Annotated in this window: 16 protein-coding genes; 11 read left to right on the forward strand and 5 right to left on the reverse strand. The window is 73.3% G+C overall.

Annotated features, from left to right (window positions below):
- Positions 1-104: 104 nt before the first annotated feature.
- From ACGFT1_RS16220 to ACGFT1_RS16255, 8 genes are read left to right on the forward strand one after another with little or no spacing between them, the layout of a single operon-like run.
- Positions 105-1,529 carry an ABC transporter substrate-binding protein gene (locus ACGFT1_RS16220; RefSeq protein ID WP_373909597.1) on the forward strand — a complete coding sequence of 475 codons (1,425 nt, stop codon included), beginning with the start codon at positions 105-107 and terminating at the stop codon, positions 1,527-1,529.
- The gene (locus ACGFT1_RS16225) at positions 1,529-2,413 is read left to right on the forward strand and encodes a carbohydrate ABC transporter permease (RefSeq protein WP_373909598.1); all 885 of its coding nucleotides are present in this window, start codon (positions 1,529-1,531) and stop codon (positions 2,411-2,413) included. Before ACGFT1_RS16220 ends, ACGFT1_RS16225 begins: the two co-directional genes overlap by 1 nt.
- Positions 2,410-3,234, forward strand: a complete 825-nt coding sequence (locus tag ACGFT1_RS16230) for a carbohydrate ABC transporter permease (protein WP_373909599.1) — start codon at positions 2,410-2,412, stop codon at positions 3,232-3,234. Before ACGFT1_RS16225 ends, ACGFT1_RS16230 begins: the two co-directional genes overlap by 4 nt.
- Positions 3,231-4,319 (forward strand): ABC transporter ATP-binding protein, encoded by a 1,089-nt coding sequence (locus tag ACGFT1_RS16235; RefSeq protein WP_373909600.1) that lies wholly within the window; start codon positions 3,231-3,233, stop codon positions 4,317-4,319. Before ACGFT1_RS16230 ends, ACGFT1_RS16235 begins: the two co-directional genes overlap by 4 nt.
- Positions 4,316-5,143, forward strand: a complete 828-nt coding sequence (locus tag ACGFT1_RS16240; RefSeq protein ID WP_373909601.1) for a DeoR/GlpR family DNA-binding transcription regulator — start codon at positions 4,316-4,318, stop codon at positions 5,141-5,143. Before ACGFT1_RS16235 ends, ACGFT1_RS16240 begins: the two co-directional genes overlap by 4 nt.
- A complete protein-coding gene (locus ACGFT1_RS16245) occupies positions 5,121-6,194 on the forward strand; it encodes an ABC transporter ATP-binding protein (protein WP_373909602.1) in 1,074 nt (357 codons plus the stop codon). Before ACGFT1_RS16240 ends, ACGFT1_RS16245 begins: the two co-directional genes overlap by 23 nt.
- The gene (locus ACGFT1_RS16250; protein WP_373909603.1) at positions 6,191-7,216 is read left to right on the forward strand and encodes a 2-hydroxyacid dehydrogenase; all 1,026 of its coding nucleotides are present in this window, start codon (positions 6,191-6,193) and stop codon (positions 7,214-7,216) included. The genes ACGFT1_RS16245 and ACGFT1_RS16250 overlap by 4 nt, the downstream gene beginning before the upstream one ends.
- 33 nt (positions 7,217-7,249) lie before the next feature.
- Positions 7,250-8,710 (forward strand): FGGY family carbohydrate kinase, encoded by a 1,461-nt coding sequence (locus ACGFT1_RS16255; protein ID WP_373909604.1) that lies wholly within the window; start codon positions 7,250-7,252, stop codon positions 8,708-8,710.
- Here the strand turns inward: ACGFT1_RS16255 and ACGFT1_RS16260 are convergent.
- Positions 8,697-9,359 (reverse strand): DsbA family protein, encoded by a 663-nt coding sequence (locus ACGFT1_RS16260; protein WP_373909605.1) that lies wholly within the window; start codon positions 9,357-9,359, stop codon positions 8,697-8,699. The two genes, ACGFT1_RS16255 and ACGFT1_RS16260, sit on opposite strands and share 14 nt — an antisense overlap.
- A 140-nt stretch (positions 9,360-9,499) precedes the next feature.
- Between ACGFT1_RS16260 and pepN the strand changes: the two genes are divergently transcribed.
- Positions 9,500-12,079 carry an aminopeptidase N gene (gene pepN / locus ACGFT1_RS16265; RefSeq protein WP_373909606.1) on the forward strand — a complete coding sequence of 860 codons (2,580 nt, stop codon included), beginning with the start codon at positions 9,500-9,502 and terminating at the stop codon, positions 12,077-12,079.
- 207 nt (positions 12,080-12,286) lie between these two features.
- A complete protein-coding gene (locus ACGFT1_RS16270; RefSeq protein WP_373909607.1) occupies positions 12,287-13,336 on the forward strand; it encodes a hypothetical protein in 1,050 nt (349 codons plus the stop codon).
- A 37-nt stretch (positions 13,337-13,373) separates the two neighbouring features.
- On the opposite strand, the gene ACGFT1_RS16275 is transcribed toward ACGFT1_RS16270, so the two are convergent.
- From ACGFT1_RS16275 to ACGFT1_RS16285, 3 genes are all read right to left on the reverse strand, one after another.
- Positions 13,374-14,165, reverse strand: a complete 792-nt coding sequence (locus ACGFT1_RS16275; protein ID WP_373909608.1) for a hypothetical protein — start codon at positions 14,163-14,165, stop codon at positions 13,374-13,376.
- Positions 14,166-14,312: 147 nt separating this feature from the next.
- Entirely contained in the window at positions 14,313-15,464 is a 1,152-nt protein-coding gene (locus ACGFT1_RS16280; RefSeq protein WP_373909609.1) for a serine hydrolase domain-containing protein, read from the reverse strand.
- A 92-nt stretch (positions 15,465-15,556) separates the two neighbouring features.
- Positions 15,557-17,320, reverse strand: coding sequence for a TIGR03767 family metallophosphoesterase (locus ACGFT1_RS16285; RefSeq protein ID WP_373909610.1), 1,764 nt, complete (start codon positions 17,318-17,320; stop codon positions 15,557-15,559).
- Between the two features lie 539 nt (positions 17,321-17,859).
- On the opposite strand from ACGFT1_RS16285, the gene ACGFT1_RS16290 reads away from it, so the two are divergent.
- Positions 17,860-21,159 (forward strand): S8 family serine peptidase, encoded by a 3,300-nt coding sequence (locus ACGFT1_RS16290; RefSeq protein ID WP_373909611.1) that lies wholly within the window; start codon positions 17,860-17,862, stop codon positions 21,157-21,159.
- A gap of 99 nt (positions 21,160-21,258) precedes the next feature.
- Here ACGFT1_RS16290 and ACGFT1_RS16295 read toward each other — a convergent pair whose 3' ends face one another.
- Complete coding sequence (locus ACGFT1_RS16295) at positions 21,259-22,482, reverse strand: hypothetical protein (RefSeq protein WP_373909612.1); 1,224 nt, start codon at positions 22,480-22,482, stop codon at positions 21,259-21,261.
- Between the last annotated feature and the right edge of the window lies 1 nt (position 22,483).

A 22,483-nucleotide genomic window follows, 5' to 3' on the forward strand; every position in this document is an offset into this window, starting at 1 on the left:
CGCAAGGGATTGACGCTCTTCCGTCCCCGTTACACGCTCTGTTGTCGAGCCGACTCGCACGGTTGACCGCCCGACCCCACCGCCCCACCGACGGAAGGTCCCGGATGGACAGGCACGTGCACGACCGCCGACGCTTCCTCGCGCTCACCGGCACCCTCGCCGCCACCCCGCTGCTCTCCGCCTGCGGCACCGGGTTCGGCGGCGACCAGCGGGACAAGGGCGGCGGTTCGGCCGCGGACGACGTCACCGGGTCCTTCGACTGGAAGCGGGAGAAGGGCACCACCGTCAGGGCGCTGCTGAACAAGCACCCGTACACCGACGCCCTGATCGCCGACCTGAAGTCGTTCACCGAGAAGACCGGCGTCGAGGTGGCGTACGACGTCTTCCCCGAGGACAACTACTTCGACAAGCTCACCGTCGACCTGTCCAGCGGACGCGCCTCCTACGACGTGTTCATGCTCGGCGCGTACATGGTGTGGCAGTACGGGCCGCCGGGCTGGCTGGAGGACCTCGGGCCCTGGATGCGCAACTCCTCGGCCACCGAAGCCGAGTGGGACCCGTCGGACTTCTTCCCCCACCTCCTCCAGGCCGGCCGGTGGTCGCTGAAGGCGGGCGAACCGCTCGGCCGCGGCGGGCAGTACGCGCTGCCGTGGGGGTGGGAGACCAACGTGGTCGCCTACCACACCGGGGTCTTCCGCAAGCTGGGGCTCCGACCGGCCGAGACCTTCGAGGACTTGCGCGAACTGGCCGGGGTGATCAAACGGAAGGCGCCCGGTGCCGGGTTCGACGGGATGTACGGGATCGCGGTGCGCGGGTCACGGAGCTGGGCCACCATCCACCCCGGGTTCATGACGATGTACGCCCGCAACGGCCTGCGCGACTTCACCGTCGAGGGCGGCGGGCTCACGCCCGCCATGAACTCCCCCCGGGCGGTCTCCTTCACCGAGGACTGGGCGGACATGGTGCGGCGCGGCGGGCCGCCGTCCTGGACGTCGTACACCTGGTACCAGTGCTCCAGTGATCTCGGGGCGCAGAAGGCCGGGATGCTCTTCGACGCCGACACGGCCGCCTACTTCCAGGCCGTGAAGGGCGCGAGCCCCGCCTCCGGGCAGATCGCCTTCCATCCGGGGCCGAAGGGTCCGGACGGCTCGCTCGCCACCAACATGTGGGTCTGGTCGCTCGGCATGAACTCCCGGAGCCGGCGCAAGAGCGCCGCCTGGCTGTTCCTCCAGTGGGCCACCGGCCGGGAGCACCTGCGCAAGGCCGCCCTCACCGGCCACCACATCGACCCCGTGCGCAGATCGGTCAGCCGGGACGGCGCCTACAAGGACCGGATGCGGCGCCTCCCCGGCTTCCTGGAGACGTTCGAGACGGTCGCCGGCCGGACGCGGATCCAGTTCACCCCGCAGGCGCAGTTCTTCGACACCACCACCAGCTGGGCGGCGGCCCTCCAGGAGATCTACGGCGGGAAGGGCGCCCGGTCCGTGCTGGACGGGCTGGCCGGCGACCTGAAGGCGAAGGTCGGCTGATGCGCCGGCGCCCTGGACTGCGGCCGTACCTGCTCGTCCTGCCGGCGCTGCTGCTGACCTGCGGCATCCTCTACCCGTTCGCGCTCGGCCTGTACTACACGCTGTTCGACTTCTCGGCGGCGAAGCCGCAGCCGGACCTGGTGCGGCTGCACAACTACGCGACACTCCTGACCCAGGACGCCTTCTGGAACTCGGCGTGGGTGACGGTGCTGTACGCGGTCGGCGCGGCCGGTGCGGAGACCGTGCTCGGGGTGGCCGTCGCCCTGCTGCTGCACCGCTCCTCCCCGGTGGGCCGGGTCCTGGAGAAGATCCTGATCCTGCCGTTGATGATCGCGCCGGTGATCGCGGCGATCATCTGGAAGCTGATGCTCCAGCCGTCCGTGGGAGTGGTCAACCATCTGCTGCGGCCGTTCGGTCTGGGCGGGGTGCAGTGGACGGACACACCGGCGGGGGCGCTGCTGTCGTCGATCGCCGTGGACGTGTGGGTGTACACCCCGTTCGTGGCGGTCCTCGCGCTGGCGGGGCTGCGGTCGCTGCCTGGCTCCCCGTTCGAGGCGGCGGCGGTGGACGGGGCCGGCCGGTGGTACACCCTGCGGCGGCTGACCCTGCCGATGCTGTGGCCGTACGTCCTGGTCGCCGTGATCTTCCGGTTCATGGACTCGCTGAAGGTCTTCGACATCATCTACGCCCTCACCGAGGGCGGCCCCGGGGACTCCACCATGGTGCTCCAGATCCGGGCCTATCTGGAGGCGATCCGGTTCCAGCGGTACTCGTTCGGGATCAGCTACACGATCGTGCTGTGGGCGGTGGTGTACCTGGCGGCGATGGTGCTGGTGCGGCGCCTGGGGCGGATCCAGCGCGGGGCGGCGGAGGTGTCCGGGTGAGCAGACGCCTGCCGGGGTGGCTCGCGGACGCCGCCCTGATCCTCTACTTCGTCTTCGCGCTGTTCCCGGTCGCCTGGATGGTGATCCTGTCCCTGAAACCGGCCGACCAGCTGTTCAGCACCTACTTCTCCTTCACGCCGACCCTCCAGTCGTACCGGACGGTGCTGGGCGACGGCGAGGGCATCCCGTTCACCCGGTTCTTCGTCAACAGCCTGGTGGTGTCCGTGGGCGCGGTCGCGCTGTCGCTGGTGGTCGGGCTGCCGGCCGCGTACGCCTCGGCGCGCTGGCGGTTCAAGGGGTCGGAGAACCTGATGTTCACGCTGCTGTCGTTCCGCTTCGCCCCCGAACTCACCGTCATCGTCCCGCTGTTCGTGCTGTACCAGAAGCTGGGCCTGTTCGACACGTACGTCGGCATGGTGTGGGTGCTGCAACTGGTCACCCTGCCGCTGGTGGTGTGGATCATGCGGTCCTACTTCGCCGACCTGACCCCGGAGCTGGAGCAGGCGGCCCTGCTCGACGGGTACACGCGCCGGCAGGCGTTCCTCAGGGTCGCCCTGCCGCTGGTCAGGCCGGGCGTCGCCGCCGTGTCGCTGCTGGCGTTCATCTTCGCCTGGAACAACTTCGTCTTCCCGCTGATCCTCACCTCCCGCGAGGCCCAGACGGTGACCGTGGGCGCGCTGTCCTTCCTCGGCGGCGACCGCCCCCGCTACAACCTCACGGCCGCCGCCGCCCTCGTCTCCGTCGTCCCGCCGCTGCTGCTGGCGCTGACCATCCAGCGCTACCTGGTGCGCGGGCTGTCGTTCGGGGCGGTCAAGTCATGAGCATCACCCTGCGCGGCGTACGCAAGGCGTACGGCCGGACCACCGCCCTGGACGGCATCGGACTCGACGTAGGGGAGGGCGAGTTCTTCTGCCTGCTCGGGCCGTCGGGGGCCGGCAAGACGACCACCCTGAAGACGGTCGCCGGACTGGAACGGCCGGACGCCGGCACGGTCGAGATCGGCGGCCGGGACATGCGGGACGTGGAGCCGTACGACCGGGGAGTGGCCATGTGCTTCGAGAGCTACGCCCTGTACCCGCACCGCTCCGTGTACGACAACCTGGTCTCGCCGCTGCGCTCCCCGCGCCACCGGCTGCCCGCCGCCGAGGCCCGCGACCGGGTCGGTGCCGTCGCCGAACTCCTCGGCATCAGCGGCCTGCTGGACCGCTCCCCCGGGCAGCTGTCCAACGGGCAGCGGCAGCGGGTCGCGCTCGGCCGGGTACTGGTCCGTCCGGCCCGCGCGTTCCTGCTGGACGAGCCGCTGTCGCACCTGGACGCCAAGCTGCGCCAGCGGATGCGGGCCGAGCTGAAGGCGATCGGCGCCGTCCGGCGCACCACCACCCTGTACGTCACCCACGACTGGGTGGAGGCGCTGGCGCTGGGCGACCGGATCGGGGTCATCCGCGACGGCCGGATCGTGCAGACCGGCACCCCGGAGGACATCTGGTACCGGCCGTACGACACCGAGGTCGCGCGGGCCTTCGGCCGGCCCCGGATCAACCTGCTGCCGGGAGTGGTCACCGGGGCCGGGGACTTCCGGTCGGCGGACGGGGCGCTCACCCTGCCGCTGCCGGTGCGGGCCGCCGCCGGCACCGGGGTGCTGGTCGGTGTGCGGCCCCGGGACGTGTCGCTGACCGGCGGCGGACACCGGATCGCCGGGAGCGTGTACGTCACCGAGGTGCTCGGCCGGTCCGTGGAGGTGACCGTACGCATCGGCGCCCAGCACCTGTCGTTCGTCGCGGCCCGCGCCGAGGCGGCCGGACTGCGTCCCGACGACCCGGTCCGCGCGGCCGTCCGGCCTGAGAACCTGCTGGTGTTCGAGGCCGACCGGCCACAGCGCCCAGGACGACGGATAGAGCAGAGATGAGCAGCACCGGTGCACAGCAGGGACCCGCGGCCCGGCAGGCCGCCCTGGCCGAACGCGTCCTCGCCGAGGGCTCGGCGAGCGCGGCCGAACTGGCCGAACGGTTCGGGGTGAGCCTGATGACCATCCACCGCGACCTGGACGAGCTCGAACGGCAGGGCATCGTGCGCAAGTTCCGCGGCGGGGTGACCGCGCAGCCCTCCGGGGTGTTCGAGTCGAACGTGCAGTACCGGCTGAAGACCATGCGCGCGCAGAAGGCCGCGCTCGCCGGGCACGCCCTGAGGCACATCGAGCCCGGCATGGCGATCCTGCTCGACGACTCCACCACCACCCTGGAGATAGCCCGCCGGCTGCGGTCCGGGGAGATCACCCCGCTGACCGTCGTCACCAACTTCCTGGAGGCCGTCAACCTGCTCGCCGGCCGGCGGGGCATCCACCTGGTCGCGCTCGGCGGCGACTACGACCGGCTGCACTCCTCCTTCCTCGGGGTGTCCTGCGTGGACGCGGTCGGGCAGTTGCGCGTCGATGTCGGGTTCGTGTCCACCTCCGGGGTGCACGGCGGCCACGCCTACCACCAGGAGCAGCACATCGTGTCCGTGAAGCGGGCCATGCTCGACTCGGCCGCCCGCACCCTGCTGCTGGCCGACCACACCAAGCTGGGCCGGGTCGCCCTGCACCGGGTCGCCCCGCTCTCCCGCTTCGACCTGCTGCTGGTGGACGACGGCGCCACCCCCGAGGCACTGCGCGACCTGGACGAGCACAAGGTGCGCTACGAGGTGTGCGCCACCGGCACGAGGGAGGGCGATGACCGCGCTGGAGTTACGTGAGCTGCGCAAGACCTACCGGCCGCGGGGCCGCCCGCCGGTGGAGGCGGTCCGCGGCATCGACCTGCGCCTGGACTCCGGGGAACTGCTCGGTCTGCTGGGCCCGTCGGGCTGCGGGAAGTCCACGACCCTGCGCATGATCGCGGGCCTGGAACCGGTGACCGGCGGCGACATCCTGGTCGGCGGCGCCTCCGTGGCGGACCGGCCCGCACAGCGGCGGAACGTCGGGGTCGCGTTCGAGAACTACGCCCTGTATCCGCCGCTCACCGTCGCGGAGAACCTGGCGTTCGGGCTGCGGGCCCGCCGCGGGAGCGACCGGGACGACGTGCGGCGCCGGGTCGCCCGGACAGCCGAGCGGGTCGGCCTCACCGATGTCCTCGGCGCCCGCCCGGCCGGGCTGTCCAGCGGGCAGAAGCAGCGCGTGTCCCTGGCCCGCGCCCTGATCCGGGAACCGGACGTCCTCCTGCTGGACGAGCCGCTGTCCCACCTGGACGCGGCCCAGCGCGACAGCACCCGCCGCGAACTCAAGCGCATCCAGCGGGACCTGGGCCACACCACGATCCTCGTCACCCACGACCAGGAGGAGGCGCTGTCCCTGGCCGACCGGATCGCCGTCATGCGGGACGGCGTCATCCAGCAGCTCGGCACCCCGTACGAGATCTACGACCGCCCCGCCACCACGTTCGTGGCGGACTTCGTCGGCGAACCCGCGATCAACCTGCTGCCCGGCGTCGCCGACGGCGACGGCCACGCCCGGCTGTCCCCCGGGGTGCGCGTCCCGCTGCCGGCGGCGGTACCGGCGGGCCGGCCCGTGGTGGCCGGCATCCGCCCCGAGGACCTGGGCCTGACCGGCGCGGACGGCTTCCCCGCCCGGGTCGTCGCCCATGAACCCCTGCTGGAGTCCGGCATCGCCACCCTCGCTCTCGCCGGGGTGGCACGGCACCTGGTGGTCCTCACCGGGCCCGGGGTGCGCCTCGCCCGTGACGAACAGGTCCGGGTGGCGGCCGGACTCGTCCATGCCTTCGACGCCGAGACAGGAGTTTCACTGCGATGACCCCCGGTGCCGTACGTGTGGTGGCCGCCGGCGACCACTTCGTCCTGCCGTCCCTGATCACCCGCGCCCTGGCGGAGGAGACCGACGTCGAGACGCGGGAGCTGACGCTGGGCTGGCCGCTGGAACCGTTCGGGCCGGTCGCCGAGGTGAGCGAGGCCAGCGACGCCGAGGAGGAGCTGATCGGCGCGCTCGCCGGCGCGCAGGTCCTGGTCACCCAGATGGGACCGGTCACCGAGCGCGTCCTCGAAGCGTGCCCGGCGCTGCGGCTGGTCGTCGTCTGCCGAGGCGGCCCGGTGAACGTCAACCTGGACGCGGCCCGGCGGCACGGCGTACGGGTGTGCTTCGCGCCCGGCCGCAACGCCGCCGCCACCGCCGAGTTCACCGTGGGCCTGCTGCTCGCCGCCCTGCGCCGCATCCCGCAGGCCCATGACCTGCTGGCCCGGCAGGGAAGCTGGGCGGGCGCGACGTACTACACGTACGAGCACAGCGGTCTGGAGCTGGAGGACCTGCCCGTCGGGCTCGTCGGCTACGGCGCGGTCGGCAGCCGGGTCGCCCGGGTGCTGTGCGCGTTCGGCGCGCGGGTCATGGTGTACGACCCGTATGTGCGCGGCGAGGTGCACGGGCTGCGGCTGACCTCCCTGGACGACCTGCTGCGCCGCTCGGCCGTGATCAGCCTGCACGCCCGGCTCACCGAGGAGACCCGCGCTCTCATCGGCGCCCGCGAGCTGGCGCTGCTGCCGCCGGGCGCGGTGGTGGTCAACGTGGCCCGGGGCCCCCTGCTGGACGAGGACGCGCTGTGCGACGCGCTCGAACAGGGGCGGTTGTCGGCGGCGGCCCTGGACACCTACGCCCGCGAACCGCTCCCGCCGGACTCGCGGCTGCGCCCGCTCGCCGACCGGGTCGTGCTCACCCCGCACCTGGGCGGGGCGAGCCGGGCGGTGGCTCAGAAGGCCGCGCGGATCGCGGCCGCCGAGGTGGGCCGCTGGGTGCGCGGGGAGCCGCTCGCGCACTGCCTGACCTGAACGGGCCCGACAAAACGAGAGGGTGAAGGTGTCATGTTCGTCGGGATCGATGTGGGCACGTCCCTGGTGAAGGCCGCGGCCTTCGACCGCTGCGGCCGGGCGCTGGCCGTGGAGGCCCGCCCGGTGGGGCTCGACCTGCGCGGCGGGGCGGTGGAGCAGGACGCGGGCGAGGTGTACGCGGCCGTCACCGCCGTGCTGGAGGCGCTGACCGCGCGGGTGCCGGAGCCCGTGGAGCTGGCCGGGCTGACCGGGCAGGGCGACGGGCTGTGGCTGGTGGACGCGGCCGGCATGCCGGTGCGGGCGGCCATCTCCTGGATGGACGGCCGGGCGCACGGGCTGGTGGACCGCTGGCTGGTGGACGGCACCGTCGAGGCCGTCTTCCGGCGCACCGGCGGGGCGCTGTTCCCGGGCAGCCCCGGTCCGCTGCTGGCCTGGCTGGACCGGCACGAGCCGGCCTCCCTGGACCGGGCCGCGGCGGCCGTGTGCTGCAAGGACCTGGTCTTCCAGCGGCTGACCGGCGCCGCGCGGGCGGTGACGGACGTGTCCGACGCGTCGATGCCGTTCCTGGACCCGCGCACCCGGTCCTACGACGACGGGGTGCTGGAGCTGCTCGGCCTGAGCCACCGGCGGGGGCTGCTGCCGGAGATCGGCGACCCGGTCGCCGCGGGCGGGGCGGCCGGCGAAGGGCTGCCCGCCGGGACCCCGCTGGCGAACGGCCCCTACGACCTGGCCGCCTGCGCGCTCGGCGCGGGGGTCACCGCGCCCGGCGACGGGCTGCTGATCGTCGGCACCTGCCTGGCGAGCCTGGTCGTCACCACGGGGCTGGCCCTCGGCGGCGAACCGGCCGGCCTGTACATCTCCACCGACCGGCCGGGCCACCGGCTGCGCGCGATGCCCGCGATGGTCGGCACGGCGGCCCTGGACTGGGTGCTGGCCACGACGGGCGCCCGGCACCAGGAGCTGGAGGCCCTGCTCGCCGAGGCGCCGCCCGGCTCGGCCGGGGTGCGCGTGCTGCCGTACTTCGCGCCCTCGGGCGAGCGGGCCCCGTTCGTGGAGCCGGGGCTGCGGGCCGAGCTGCTCGGTGTGTCCCTGGAGACGCGCCCCGCCGACCTGGTCCGGGCCACGTGTGAGGGCATCGGCTACGCGGCCCGGCACTGTCTTGCGGCGGCGGGTCTGACCGGGACGCTCGCGGTGTGCGGCGGCGGCACCCGCAGCCCGGCCTGGACGCAGCTGCTGGCCGACGTACTGGGCCGGCCGCTGCGGGTGGTGGAGGGCGAGGTCGGCGCGCGGGGCGCGGTGCTGGCCGCGGCCGGGCGGTACGGCGTGCCGCTGGACACCGGGGCGTGGACGCGGCCCACCCGGCTGGTCGACCCGGACCCGTACCGGGCGGCGTACTACTCCCAGGGCTACGCGGAGCACCTGGAGCTGCTGGCCGGGGCGCGGGAACGGGCCCGGCCGGTGACCGGGCCCGTCACCGGCGTCACAGGTTGCTGAAGTCGGGGCCCTTCGTCCGGGACCGCTTGATCTCGTAGAAGCCCGGCACGGAGGCCACGGCGAGCGTGCCGTCCCACAGGCGGGCCGCCTCCTCGCCCTGGGGGGCGGGGGTGACGACCGGGCCGAAGAAGGCGATCTGCTCGCCGTCGGGGCCGGGGACCGCGATGACCGGGGTACCGACGTCCTGGCCGACCTTCTCGATGCCCTCCTTGTGGGAGGCGCGCAGCTCGGCGTCGAACTCGAAGTCCTCCTGGCCGGCGTAGTCGATCAGCTCGGCGGGCAGACCCACGTCCGCGAGCGCACCGGCGATCGCCTCCGTGGTCGGGCCCTCCTCGTTGTTGTGGATGCGGGTGCCGAGCGCGGTGTAGAGCGGGCCGAGCACGTCGGCGCCGTGCTTCTGCCAGGCCGCGGTGACCACGCGCACCGGCGGCCACGCCTTGGTCTGCAGCAGGTCGCGGTAGTCCTCGGGCAGCTCGTCGAGCCTGTCCTCGTTGAGCACGGCGAGGCTCATGACGTGCCAGCGGACCTCGATGTCGCGGACCTTCTCCACCTCGAGCATCCACCGGGAGGTCATCCAGGCCCACGGGCACAGGGGGTCGAACCAGAAGTCGACGGGGGTCTTGCCGGACGGGGCGGCGGTCTCGGACACGGAAGGCTCCTTGGGCGAACGTCGTTTGCCTGGACAACGAGGTCACCGCCCCACGCATTCCCCGCTGTGCGCCGTCAGGACCGCATGGCAGGATCGGTCCTGTTCCGCCACCATCACGCGATCACAAGGGAGTGCCGTCCGTGCCCGGTGAGAATCTGTCCCGCGACGAGGCCCGGGAGCGGGCCGCCCTGCTGTCCGTCGACGGGTACGACGTGTTCCTCGACATCCGGTCCGCCGTCGGTGACGGCGGCGTCGAGCCGCGCACGTTCCGCTCGGTGACCACCGTCCGCTTCCGCTGCGCGGAGCCGGGCGCGGCGAGCTTCGCCGACCTGATCGCCCCGGGCGTCACGGCCGTCTCGCTCAACGGCCGGGACCTGGACCCGGGCGAGGTCTTCGACGGCTCCCGGATCCTGCTGGAGGACCTGGCCGCGGAGAACGAGCTGGTGGTGGACGCCCGGTGCGCCTACTCGCGCACCGGTGAGGGCCTGCACCGCTTCGTCGACCCGGAGGACGGCGAGGTCTACCTGTACACCCAGTACGAGCCGGCCGACGCCCGCCGGGTGTTCGCGAACTTCGAGCAGCCGGACCTGAAGGCGCCGTACCGCTTCGAGGTGCGGGCGCCCGAGGGATGGACGGTGTGGAGCAACGGCGCCGGTGAACTCGCCGACGGGGTGTGGCGGTTCACGGAGACCAAGCCGATCTCGACGTACATCACCTGTGTGGTGGCGGGCCCGTACCACTATGTGACGGACTCCTACACGCGCACCTTCGAGGACGGCACGAAGCTGGAGGTCGCCCTGGGCGCGATGTGCCGCAAGGGGCTGGCGCCGCACTTCGACGCGGACGACGTCTTCCTGGTGACCAAGCAGGGCCTGGACTTCTTCCACGACCACTTCGACTTCCCGTACCCGTTCGGCAAGTACGACCAGGCGTTCGTGCCGGAGTACAACCTGGGCGCGATGGAGAACCCGGGCCTGGTGACCTTCCGGGAGGAGTACATCTTCCGCGGCAAGGTGACACAGGCGTCGTACGAGGCGCGGGCCAACGTCATCCTGCACGAGATGGCGCACATGTGGTTCGGCGACCTGGTCACCATGGTGTGGTGGGACGACCTGTGGCTGAAGGAGTCCTTCGCGGACTTCATGGGCACGTTCGCGAACGTGGGCGCGACCCGCTTCCGGGACGCCTGGGTCACCTTCGCGAACCGCCGAAAGGCCTGGGCGTACCGGGCGGACCAGCTGCCGTCCACGCATCCGGTCACCGCGGACATCCGCGACCTCCAGGACGCCAAGCTGAACTTCGACGGCATCACCTACGCCAAGGGCGCCTCGGTCCTGAAGCAGCTGGTGGCGTACGTCGGCCAGGACGCGTTCCTGGAGGGTGCCCGCCGCTACTTCAAGCGCAACGCGTACAGCAACACGCGCCTGGGCGACCTGCTGTCGGTGCTGGCAGAGACCAGTGGCCGGGACATGTCGGGCTGGGCGCGGTCCTGGCTCCAGACGGCGGGGGTGAACGCGCTGACCCCGCAGGTGCTGCTGGACACCGAGGGCGGCCGGATCGCCGAGCTGGCGGTGGTGCAGGAGGCGGCCGAGTCGCATCCCGAACTGCGTCCGCACCGGGTCGCGGTGGGCCTGTACCGCACCACGCCGGAGGGTGCGCTGGAGCGGTACGCGCGCGTGGAGACGGACGTGGACGGCCCCCGGACGGTCGTGGCGGAGCTGGCGGGCGAGCAGGCACCGGAGCTGGTGCTGGTCAACGACGACGACCTCACCTACTGCAAGATCCGTTTCGACGAGACCTCGCTGGCGACCCTGCGCGCCCGGCTGGGCGCGCTCACCGACCCGCTCGCCCGCGCCCTGTGCTGGTCGGCGCTGTGGAACCTGACCCGGGACGGGCTGCTGCCGGCCCGGGACTTCATCGCCCTGGTGCTGCGCTTCGCGGGCCGCGAGTCCGACATCGGTGTGCTCCAGATGCTGCACGCCTGGGCGGACTCGGCGCTGGTGCACTACGCGGCACCGGCGTGGCGGGAGACGGGCGGGCGGCTGCTGGCGGAGGGGGCGCTGCGGGAGCTGCGGGCGGCCGGTCCGGGCAGTGAGCAGCAGCTGGCGTGGGCGCGGTTCTTCGCGGCGGTGGCCACGTCCGAGGGCGACCTCGTTCTGCTGCGGGATCTGCTGGACGGCACGACCGGCTTCGACGGCCTGGTGGTGGACCAGGAGCTGCGCTGGGTGTTCCTGGAGCCGCTGGCGGCGCACGGGGTGGCCGGCGAGCGGGAGCTCGCGGCCGAGCTGGCCCGGGACGACACGGCGTCCGGCAGGCGGCACCAGGTGCGCTGCCTGGCCGCCCGTCCGTCGGCGGCGGTCAAGGCGCAGGCGTGGGCGCAGGTGGTGGAGTCGCAGGCGCTGTCGAACGCGCATGTGGAGGCGACGATCGCGGGCTTCGCCCGGCCGTCGCAGCGGGAGCTGACCGCGCCGTACGCGCAGCTGTACTTCGCGGCGATCGAGCGGGTGTGGCGGGAGCGGTCGATCCAGATCGGCATGGACGTGGTGCGGGGTCTGTTCCCGGCGTACCAGGACCGCCCGGAGACGCTGGAGGCGACGGACGCGTGGCTCCGGGCGCACGCTCAGGCGGCGCCGGCACTGCGCCGGCTGGTGCTGGAGGCGCGGGACGACCTGGCGCGGGCGCTGCGGGCACAGGAGTGCGACGCGGCGGCCGGCCACTGAGCCTTGGCCTGAGCCTGCCCGGTGGGTGACCGTTACGAGATTCGGCCACCCATCACCGTGACCCCTGGTCCGCACCTGATCGGACCAGGGGTTTCCCGTGCCTACTCGGCATCCGAACATCTGACCTTTAGTCCCGTACTGTCCGCATTGTTCGACGGCCGTGTAACAGCGGTTAGAGGAGGGACCCGGCGTGGGAATCCCCTCGCCATGACGCACGACGCCCCGCTCTCCCCCCGCTCCCTGAGCCACCTCTCCGACGTCCACCGCCGGGTGATGACGGCGGCTCAGCTCCGCGCCCACGGTGTGACACCGGCCGAGCAGACCGAGCAGTGCCGTCCCGGCGGCCCCTGGCGGGAACTGCTGCCGAACGTCGTCCTGCTGCACCCCGGCCCGCCGACCGGCGAGGAACGGCTGCACGGGGCGCTGCTGTACGCGGCCCGCGCGGCGGCGCCGGCCGTACCCGTCCAGCCGACGTCCGCGTCCCCGCACCCGCCCCGGTACGCGGAGGCGGTGCTCACCGGCCTGGCGGCGCTCACCCTGCACGGCTTCTCCCGCACCCCGGCGCCGCACGCCCCGGACCGGGTGGACGTCCTGGTCCCGCGGCTGCGCCGGCTGCGTTCCACGGGTTACGTCCGCGTCCTGCGCACCGCCGACCTGCCCGTGCCGCACCCGGTGTCGGGCCTGCCGGTGGCGCCGGTGCCGCGGGCACTGGCGGACGCGGTGGCGGAGCTGGCGGACGCGGAGACGGTACGGCGGCTGCTGACCGAGGCGGTGCGCGGGGGGTACTGCGAACCGGTGGCGGTGGTGAGGGAGCTGACCCGGGCGAAGCTGCTGGGCCGGGCGCACGTGGTGGACGCGGTGGACTCGCTGGTGGCCGAGGGCCGCTCGGCCGCCGAGGACCGCCTGTACCGGATGGTCCGCGAGTGCGGCCTGCCCGACCCGGTGTGGAACGTCGGCCTGCGCCTGCCGGGCGGACCGCGTCTGGGCGGCCTGGACGCCTACTGGCCCGACCACGCGGTCGCCCTCGAACTGGACACGCGCGCCCCCCTGCCGGGCCACCGGGAGGACGACGACGCGCTGTGGTCGGAGTACGCCCGCAAGCGCGAGCACCTGGAGCGGCTGGGGATCACGGTCGTGTACACCACGCCGAAGAAGCTCCGGGACTGTCCCGAGCAGCAGGCGGCGGTGGTGCGGACGGCGCTCATGGCGTCCGCCGACCGAGGTCCGGCCGCGTACGTCGTGGTCCTGCCCCGCTAGCCGGGGTGACCCTACGGGGCGGCGGGGGGCGGGGCGGTCACCGGCGGGTGCGACTGGGATCCAGGGAGGCGGGCAGCGGCTCCAGCGACGCGCACAGGGCGGCCGGGAACGCGGGCTCCACGCGCCGCACGTCCCGGCAGCCCCCGGCCGCGCCGTCCACGAGCGGCACCCATCCGGACTTCCCGGCCCGGAAGAACCAGCGGGCGCCCAGCCGGGACGAACAACCGGGTCGCGACGTGTCGTCGCACGCCGGGCCGGTGCGCCACGAGAGGTCCAGCACCAGCCACTTGCCGTCGCACCGCTGGGCGTCCCGGTAGGTGTGGTGAGGCACGTCCGCCGCCAGCACCGCCTGGTCGTAGGAGGCGTCGGTGCACCCGGTCCTCGGCGGGTCGCAGCCCAGCTGCCCGCACAGGCGCAGCGCGGGCGGCCTCGCACCGTGGCGGGTGAAGTGCGTGTAGTGGTCCACGATCACGTCGAGCCCGCCCAGCGGCTCCGGCAGCCTCACCCGGGTGGTGGCGGGCTTCTCCCGCGTGCACCCCGAACCGCGGTCCCCCGACGGCGAGGAGTAGGTGACCTGCACCCACACGGCGCCGTTCACCCGGTCGGTGGCCGCGGCCCTCAGGTCCCGCACGCAGGCCGCCGCGCCGCTGGGCACGGGTACGTCGACGCTGAGCGTGCGGTCGTCGGCGCCGACGCGGACGGCGGTGACCGAGGAGGGCTGCATCGTGGTCCACGGCAGCTGCGAGGCCCCGCCGGGCGCGCCGGCCCGCAGGGTGCCGCACGCCCCGAGCAGGAGCACGGCGACCGCGACGAACAGGCCGGTCACCACCGCGCCGCGCCGTCTTCCGTCTCCGCCGCCGGACCGTGGACCCACTGGGCATCCCCCCTGATGCGCCGACCCGGCCCCGCCGTCGGGGGCGGGGCCGCTGCCACGGTACCCGCTTCGAACGGCGGGCCGGGGAGCCGGGGACGGTGGTCAGCAGAACTCCGCCCGCACCACCGCGTCCGGGTCCCCGGTCCAGTCCGCGTTCAGGTTCAGGGCCAGGGAGTGCCGGCCGTCCGCGGTCGTCACGGCGACGGACCCGGAGCCGTGGATGCCGCCGTCATGGCCCCAGAGATGCACTCCGCAGTCCAGCACGGTCTCCTGGAGGCCGAGGCCGTAACCGGCGCCGGGCACCCCGGCGTTCTTCACGGTGGTCTTCATCTCCCTCAGCTGCCGCGGCGGCAGGAGCTTCCCGCGCAGCAGGGCGCTGTAGAAGCGGTCCAGGTCCGCGGAGTCGGAGATCATCTCGCCGGCGGAGGAGGCGAGGGACGGGTTGAGCTCCGTGACGTCGTACGTCGGGCCCGTCGCCGTCTCGGCGAGCTTGCCGTAGGCACGGCTGCTCGGCTGCGGGACGGTGACCCTCGTACCGGGGAGGGAGGTGGCCGTCAGGTGCAAGGGCTCGATGACGCGGCGGCGGATCTCCGTGGCGTACGGGTGGCCCGTCACCTTCTCGATGACCATGCCGGCCAGGACGTAGTTGGTGTTGGAGTAGTGCCAGGACGTGCCCGGCGCGAAGTACGGATCGTGCCGCACCGCGATCGCCACCAGGTCCTGCGGCGCCAGCGTGTCGTAGCGGTGCCGCAGGAAGCCGTCCTTGAGGAAGTAGGTGCGGGCGAACTCCTCGTCCTCCGTGTAATTGTAGATACCGCTGGTGTGGTTGAGCAGCTGCCGGACGGTGATCGCGCGGCCGTCGTGGCCGTGGCCGCGGACGACGCCCGGCAGCCACGCGTCCACCGTGTCGTCCAGGGAGAGCCGGCCCTCCGCCTCGAGCTGGAGCAGGACGGTGGCGACGAAGGTCTTGGTGATGCTGCCGACGCGGTAGCGGTCGGCGGCCGAACGCGGCGCGCCCGTGCGGGTGTCGCCCGTACCGGCGGTCGCCGACCAGGTGCCGTGGGCGTCCCGCGCGGTGGCGGTCACCCCGGGCACGCCGTCCCGGACGACCGCCTCGACGGCCTCACGGGTCGCGGCGTGGCCGTGCCCGTGGCGGGCGGGGGCGGCGGGGCCGGCCGCCGCCACGGCCGGGGCCGCGAGGCCCACGGAGAGCAGCAGGGCGGCGGTGCCCGTCAGAGTCGTCCGTACGCGCATGTCTTCCCCCAGGGAGTGGATCCGGTGTGGTCGCGGGAAGGGACCGCGGCCGGGGCGCGGGGGTTGCGCGGGTTGGGCCGGTTGAGTGATTCTCAGCCCTTGTTGAGGACCAGCTCCGTGTTCCGGTCGGCCGGGCGGCCCGCGAGGGCCTTGTTGGCGCCGGGGGCGTTGTAGGACAGCTCGCGGTAGAGCGCGGCGAGGCCGGTCTGGGAGAGGTCGGCGTAGTCGGTGCGGTGCGGGGCGGCGGCCTCGATCAGCGTCGTGAACAGGGAGATCGTGCCGTCCTTGTTGTCGGCCAGTTCGATGACCCGGGCGAGCTGGGGGAAGTCGACGTGGGAGGCGGTGGAGACCTCCCAGAAGGAGCGGCCGCCGGAGGCCCGGTGCGGGGTGACGACGTTCTTGTGGATGTGGCCGTTCACCCAGGCCAGCACGTTGGCGTGGGCGGACAGCACGGAGATCACCTCGGCGCCGCCGTGCCGCTTCTCGCCCGGACGGGCCGGGTCGGGACGGGTGTTGGTCATTGTCGTGCTGGTGTGGTGGCTGAAGACGACGGCGTACGAGTCCTTGTGCTCCTTCAGCGTCCTGTCGAGCCACTTCAGCTGGGCGGTGCCGATCGAGCCCTCGTAGTGGCCGCCTGCGTCGGTGGTGTCGAGGCTGATGCCGATGACGTCGTCGGAGACGCGGAAGGCGTAGTACTGGGTGCCCGCGTCCAGGTTGGCCGAGGAGTAGCCGTGGCCGACCGGGCCGGCGCCCTGGTGGGCGGGGTCCAGATGGGCCTTGAGGTAGTCCGCCTGGGTGTACGGGGCACGCTTCTCGTCCGGCGTGACGGCGCGCATGGAGCGGGCGTGGGACTTCAGGAAGTCTCGGTAGCCGGTGCCCCGGGGGTCCTTGGCGTTCTTGATGGCGTCCTGGAGCTTCTTGGCGTCGGCGGCGGGGACGCTCAGCAGCTTCCGGCCGCCGATGGCCGCCTCGGTGAGGTAGGGGTCGCCGTGGGAGCCGTAGCAGCCGAGCGGGAGGGCGTCGTGGTTGCCGGCGGTGGAGTACCAGGGCAGGTCGAGGCCGGGGCTGCGCACCTCGCGGATCGCGGCGGCCAGGAAGCCCTTCAGGTAGGGGAAGCCGAGCGCCTTGTCGTGGTCGCGGGCGCCTGAGCCGGGCTGCCAGTACAGCGGGAGGCCGCTGTTCTGCACGCCCTCGTAGTGCTTGGGGTCACCGGAGTTGGGAGTGATGCGGCCCCCGCTCATCACCTTCATGAACCACTCCAGTTCGGAGTGGGCGTTGTTGTCGGTGTTGTCGCCGGTGGTCATCACGAAGTGCAGCGGGGCTCCGGTGACGGGGGCGCCCCGCATCGCGTTGACGCGCTCCACGAGGGAGATGGCGCCGGGCACGGTGAGGGCCTCGTGCGGGCGCCAGGCGTGCACGTCGTGGGAGCGCAGGTACTCCAGGCGCAGCGGGTGCTGGACATCCATCAGGTGCAGGTCGGTGAACTGCACGAACGCGGCGAGGGCCGTACGGCGGGCCGCGCGGCCGGATCCGGGCGCCGCCAGCTCGGTGCGCACGACCCGCTGCCAGCCGGGCCCGTCGCCGAGGCGGCGGTAGCCGGAGCTGTTCCGCGGGGTGGCGACGGAGGCGACGGTGGTGCCCTTGGTGAAGGGGGCGAGCGGGGTGGTGGCGGCCTGCCGGGAGTGGGCGACGGGCGTTTCCTCCGCCGCCACCCCGGCGGCGGTGGCGGCCCGGCCGCCGGTGGGGCGGAGGGCGTAGCCGGCGCCCGCGGAGAGCGAGACCGCTCCGGCGGCGGCGAGGACGGTGCGGCGGTTGACCCCCGCGGCAAAGGCGGCGACAGAGCGTGTGCGCGACATGGCGCGATCTCCCCGGGTACGAACGCGTCGGCAGTGGTCGCGGGCCGTCACGGACGCGAACGCCCCGCTCACCATGGATCGTTGGCAGCGGGGATGGCCTGCGCGTGAACGCGGTGGCAACGCGTGACGCCGATCACCGTACGTGGATCAACGGCACCGGACGCGGCCATGGAGTGGATCGCGGACCGCCGGAAACCGGTCACTCCCCGTTCACTTACCGGGGTAGGGGAGGGACCTCGGGCCGGCGCCGGCCGAAGCGGCTCACGTACCCGAGGAGTTGGCCGTCGGCGCCCGGCACTCGCGGACGGCGGGGCGGGAGGAGCCATGCGGGGGGCCGGTCACGGCCGAGGCGTCCCGGCATTACGCCCCTTCCAAGGAAAACTGGGCAGATCCCGGACGACCCGGGACGGATCGCCGCACATCCCATCGCGGGTTTTCCCCATATATTCATATCGGTTCGGTCAACGGACCCCAAAACTCGGGCCCTTGCGTGAAGCTGAGCGCTCTCGTCCGCTCGTTTCTTCACCTGAGGGATGCCGATGACCCACACGCCCGAGCGTGATCCGATACCCGGCCCGAGACGCCTGACCCGCATAGCCATGGCCGTGGGCGTCGTGGCCGCCCTCTCCGCGGCCGGACCGGTACCGCTGGCCCTCGCCGCGGACACGCCGTCCACCCCGGCCACCGCCGGCCCCGGCGTCAAGTCCGCCGACGCCAAACTCGGCCCGGACGACGCCGCTCTGCTCGCCGACGCCAAGGCCGGCGGCGACAAGACCGTCACCATGATGATCGCGACCTCGCCGGGGAGGACCGAGCAGGTCGCCGGGGAACTGGACGCGGTCGAGGGCGGTCTGGTCGGCCGTACCGACGACAAGCTCGGCTACGTGCGCGCCACCGTCCCGACGGCCCGGGCGGACGCGGCCATCGCCTCCGCCGCGAAGCTGTCGACCGTGCGGGCCATCGACCTCAAGCAGGAGATCCCGCTCGACGACCCGACGCCCCACGGTGCCAAGTCACCGGCCGGCAAGACCGCTTACCCGGGCCCGGACCGCAGGACCCCGGCGGAGAACCCGTACAACCCGTCCTTCGAGACCGGTGCCGTCGACTTCGTCGCGGACCACCCGAAGGCGGACGGCCGCGGCATCACCATCGGCATCCTCGACTCCGGCATCGACCTCGGCCACCCGGCGCTCCAGAAGACCACCACCGGCGAGCGGAAGATAGTCGACTGGGTGACCGCGACCGACCCGGTCACCGACGGCGACGGCACCTGGCGGCGCATGACCACCGCCGTCTCCGGCCCGTCCTTCTCCCTCACCACACCCTCGCAGGGCACCGAGAAGTTCACGGCACCCGAGGGCTCGTACAAGTTCAACTACATGTACGAGTCCGCCACCGCGGGCGGCGACGAGAAGGGCGACCTCAACCGCGACGGCGACACCACCGACGCCTGGGGCGTGCTGTACGACCCGGTCGCCGGCACGGTCCGCGTCGACACCAACGACAACCTGGACTTCACCGACGACACACCGATGAAGCCGTACAAGGACGGCTACCAGGTCGGCTACTTCGGCACCGACGACCCGTCGACGGACGTCGCCGAGCGGGTCCCGTTCGTGGTCGAGACCCGCAAGGACGTCGTCTACAACGCCGCGGGCGCCAAGGCCGACTACGTCAACATCGGCGTCATCGAGTCCGAGCACGGCACCCACGTCGCCGGCATCACCGCCGCCCACGGCCTGTTCGGCGGGAAGATGGACGGCGCGGCCCCAGGCGCCAAGCTCGTCTCCTCCCGGGCCTGCACCTGGACCGGCGGCTGCACCAACGTCGCGCTCACCGAGGGCATGATCGACCTGGTCACCAAGCGCGGCGTCGACATCGTCAACATGTCGATCGGCGGTCTGCCCGCGCTGAACGACGGCAACAACGCGCGCGCCGAGCTGTACACGCGGCTCATCGACACCTACGGCGTCCAGCTCGTGATCTCCGCCGGCAACTCCGGCCCCGGCGCCAACACCATCGGCGACCCCGGCCTGGCCGACAAGGTCATCTCGGTCGGCGCGGCCATCTCCAAGCAGACCTGGGCCGCCAACTACGGCTCGGCCGTGGACACCAAGTACCAGATGATGCCCTTCTCCTCGCGCGGCCCGCGTGAGGACGGCGGCTTCACCCCGACCCTGACCGCGCCCGGCGCCGCCATCAACACCACCCAGACCTGGCTGCCGGGCTCCCCGGTCGCCGAGGCGGGCTACCCGCTGCCGGCCGGCTACTCCATGCTCCAGGGCACCTCGATGGCCTCCCCGCAGGCCGCCGGCGCCTCCGCGCTGCTGCTGTCCGCCGCGAAGCAGAAGGGCATCGACCTGACGCCCGCCGCGCTGCGCACGGCCCTGACCTCGACCGCCGACCACATCAAGGGCGTGCAGGCCTACGAGGAGGGCGCGGGCCTCATCAACGTCGGGGACGCGTGGGAGTCGGTCAAGGACGGCGCCGCCGCCCACGACTACACCGTCAAGGCACCGGTCGACACCGCGCTGGACGGCGCCCTGAAGACCCCGGGCTACGGCACCGGCCTGTACGACCGCGAGGGCGGCCTGAAGGCCGGGCAGAAGAAGACGTACGACGTCACGATCACCCGCACCTCCGGCCCGGACCGGGCCGTCCGGCACGAGCTGCACTTCGAGAACAACGCCGGCCACACCTTCCGGATCGCCGGCGACGACGTGGTGCGGCTGCCGCTGAACCAGCCGGTGACCGTCCAGGTCCAGGCGGCCCCGGCGTCGGCGGGCATCAAGAGCGCGATCCTGGAGGTCGACGACCCGCGGACCGAGGGCATCGACAAGCAGGTCCTCGCCACGGTCGTCGTCGCCGACCCGGTCCACTACGCCTTCTCGGCGTCGGACTCGGTGCAGCGCAACAGCACGCGGTCGTACTTCCTGGACGTGCCCCAGGGCGCGAAGTCGCTGGAGGTCGCGATCGGCGGGCTCAAGGACAAGAGCCAGACCCGGTTCGTCGCCATCCACCCGTACGGCGTCCCGTCGGACAACACCGGTACCCCGTACTGCTACAACAACTACCTGGACGGCAACGGCTGCAAGCCGGACGTGCGCTCCTACGCCGACCCGCAGGCCGGCGTCTGGGAGGTCGAGGTCGAGGCCCGGCGCACCTCGCCGCTGCTAGACAACCCCTACCGGCTGGACGTCTCCGTCCTCGGCGCCGCCTTCGACCCCGAGACCGTGACCGTCCCCGAGGCCAAGGCCGGTACGCCGACCGCCGCCTCCTGGAAGGTCACCAACACGTACGCGGCGCTGGACGGCAAGCTCACCGGCGGCCCCCTCGGCTCCGCCAAGGCGGCCCGCCCGGCCATCAAGGAAGGCGAGACGCAGACCACCACGGTCGACGTCCCGGCCGGCGCCACCTCGCTCGACGTCGCCATCGGCGGTGTCTCGGACGCGGCGGCCGACCTCGACCTGACGGTGTACGACTCCTCCGGCAAGGAGGTCGGCAAGTCCGCCGACGGTGACTCGGAGGAGGCGGTCTCCGTGCCGACCCCGGCAGCCGGCACCTACACCGTCCAGGTCGCGGGCTACTCCGTCCCGTCCGGCTCGACCGACTACGACTACCGGGACGTGTTCTTCTCCACCGCGCTCGGCTCCGTCACGGTCGACGGCTCCGCACCGGTCAAGCTCGGCACGGGCGACTCCGCGACGGTGACCGGCCAGGTCACGGCCGCCACCGAGGCCCCGGCCGGCCGGGAGTTCTTCGGCCGGGTCCAGCTGGTCGACGCCCGCGGCACGGTGGCGGGCACCGGCAGCGTGAAGATCGGCAAGGTCACGCCGTAACGGACTGACACGAACGGGGGCGGGCATCCTGACGGAGGCCCGCCCCTTTTCCTCGTCCTCCCGACCGGCCCGGCTCCTTCTTCGGCCCACCGCCGCAACCTAGGGGCAGGGCGTGTGGCGGGCGCCGGGCAGGGCGCCGGTGATCCAGGTGCGGGCGGTGGCCACCTGGGTGTCGCCGACGGCCCACAGACTCGCCCGCTCCTCACCCCGGCCGACCCGGACGAGGACGTGCTGTCCCGTGCGCGGGGCCGGCCGCGCGCCGCCGTCCAGCAGGAAGCCGACCTCGGCCGGGCCGTGCGCCGGCTGGTACGAGCGGAGCACTGTCAGCGTGATCCGGCTGGCCGGGGAGTCAGGCAGCCGCCGCACCTCCGCCACGGTGCCCTCCACCACCAGCCGGGAGCAGGCCAGCTCGCGTTCCGCGTCCGCCGGGCGCCCGTCGTTCCCGGCCGCCTTGCCCGCGGAGTCGGCGGCGCTCTTGGCCGAGCCCCCGCCGTCGTCCGGGCCGCCGGACCGCGTCACCAGCCAGCCGAGGCCGAGGACCAGGGAGAAGGCCGCGGCACCGGCGAGCGAACCGAGCGCGATCCGCGGTGCCCGCCGCCCCGGCCGTCCAGGAGGCCCGGTACGACCCCGGGCACGACGAGCGACGCCCCCACCGGCCACGGCCCCTCCCGCGTCCCCGGTCCCCCGGGCCCCACGGATCCCCGCCTCCCGCACCTCGGCATCGCCGGCCACCGCGCCCTCGGCCCCCGCATCCCGCGCCGCCGCGCCCTCGGTCACCGGTTCACCGGCAGCTGGGCCACCGGCACCGGCGGACGGAACCCCAGCGTCCCCGGCCATCGGCTCACCGGCCCCCGCGTCCCAGGCCGCCGGATCCCCGGCGCCCGCATGGCGGGTCCGCGCGTCCCCCGCGTCCCCGGTCGCCGGATCACCGGCACCAGCATCCGCGGAGCGAGCCCCTCCTTCCCCGCCTCCCGCGTCCCCGGCCTGTGTGTTCCCGGCATCCGTGCCCCCGGCCCACGGCTCACCGGCACCCGCGGACCGCTCCCCTTCCTCCCCGGCGGCCGCGGGCCCCGCCCCCGCGCCCCCGCTCGCCCGCTCCCCCGTGAGCGCCTCGGCCAGCCAGTGGAGTCGGTCGCGCAGGAGTGCCACGTCAGCCTGGGCCGCGCGGTGGCCGGTGTGGAAGGCGGGGTCCCGGTGGGCCTCCTCCGGGAGGGGGTCGCCCGTGATCGCGGCCATGAGGGCGTCCATGCCGCCGTACTCCCCGGCGCCCTCCGCGCCCTCCGCGCCCCGCGCGCCGTCCGCGCCCTCGTGTTCGGCGGTCACG

Source organism: Streptomyces sp. Y20 (genome assembly GCF_043195475.1).
GTDB lineage: Bacteria > Actinomycetota > Actinomycetes > Streptomycetales > Streptomycetaceae > Streptomyces.

Coding starts and splice junctions, on each gene's coding strand:
- ACGFT1_RS16220 (WP_373909597.1), top strand. CDS start 105: ATGGACAGGCACGTGCACGACCGCCGACGCTTCCTCGCGCTCACCGGC.
- ACGFT1_RS16225 (WP_373909598.1), top strand. CDS start 1,529: ATGCGCCGGCGCCCTGGACTGCGGCCGTACCTGCTCGTCCTGCCGGCG.
- ACGFT1_RS16240 (WP_373909601.1), top strand. CDS start 4,316: ATGAGCAGCACCGGTGCACAGCAGGGACCCGCGGCCCGGCAGGCCGCC.
- ACGFT1_RS16255 (WP_373909604.1), top strand. CDS start 7,250: ATGTTCGTCGGGATCGATGTGGGCACGTCCCTGGTGAAGGCCGCGGCC.
- ACGFT1_RS16235 (WP_373909600.1), top strand. CDS start 3,231: ATGAGCATCACCCTGCGCGGCGTACGCAAGGCGTACGGCCGGACCACC.
- ACGFT1_RS16250 (WP_373909603.1), top strand. CDS start 6,191: ATGACCCCCGGTGCCGTACGTGTGGTGGCCGCCGGCGACCACTTCGTC.
- ACGFT1_RS16285 (WP_373909610.1), bottom strand. CDS start 17,320: ATGTCGCGCACACGCTCTGTCGCCGCCTTTGCCGCGGGGGTCAACCGC.
- ACGFT1_RS16270 (WP_373909607.1), top strand. CDS start 12,287: ATGACGCACGACGCCCCGCTCTCCCCCCGCTCCCTGAGCCACCTCTCC.
- ACGFT1_RS16245 (WP_373909602.1), top strand. CDS start 5,121: ATGACCGCGCTGGAGTTACGTGAGCTGCGCAAGACCTACCGGCCGCGG.
- ACGFT1_RS16280 (WP_373909609.1), bottom strand. CDS start 15,464: ATGCGCGTACGGACGACTCTGACGGGCACCGCCGCCCTGCTGCTCTCC.
- ACGFT1_RS16290 (WP_373909611.1), top strand. CDS start 17,860: ATGACCCACACGCCCGAGCGTGATCCGATACCCGGCCCGAGACGCCTG.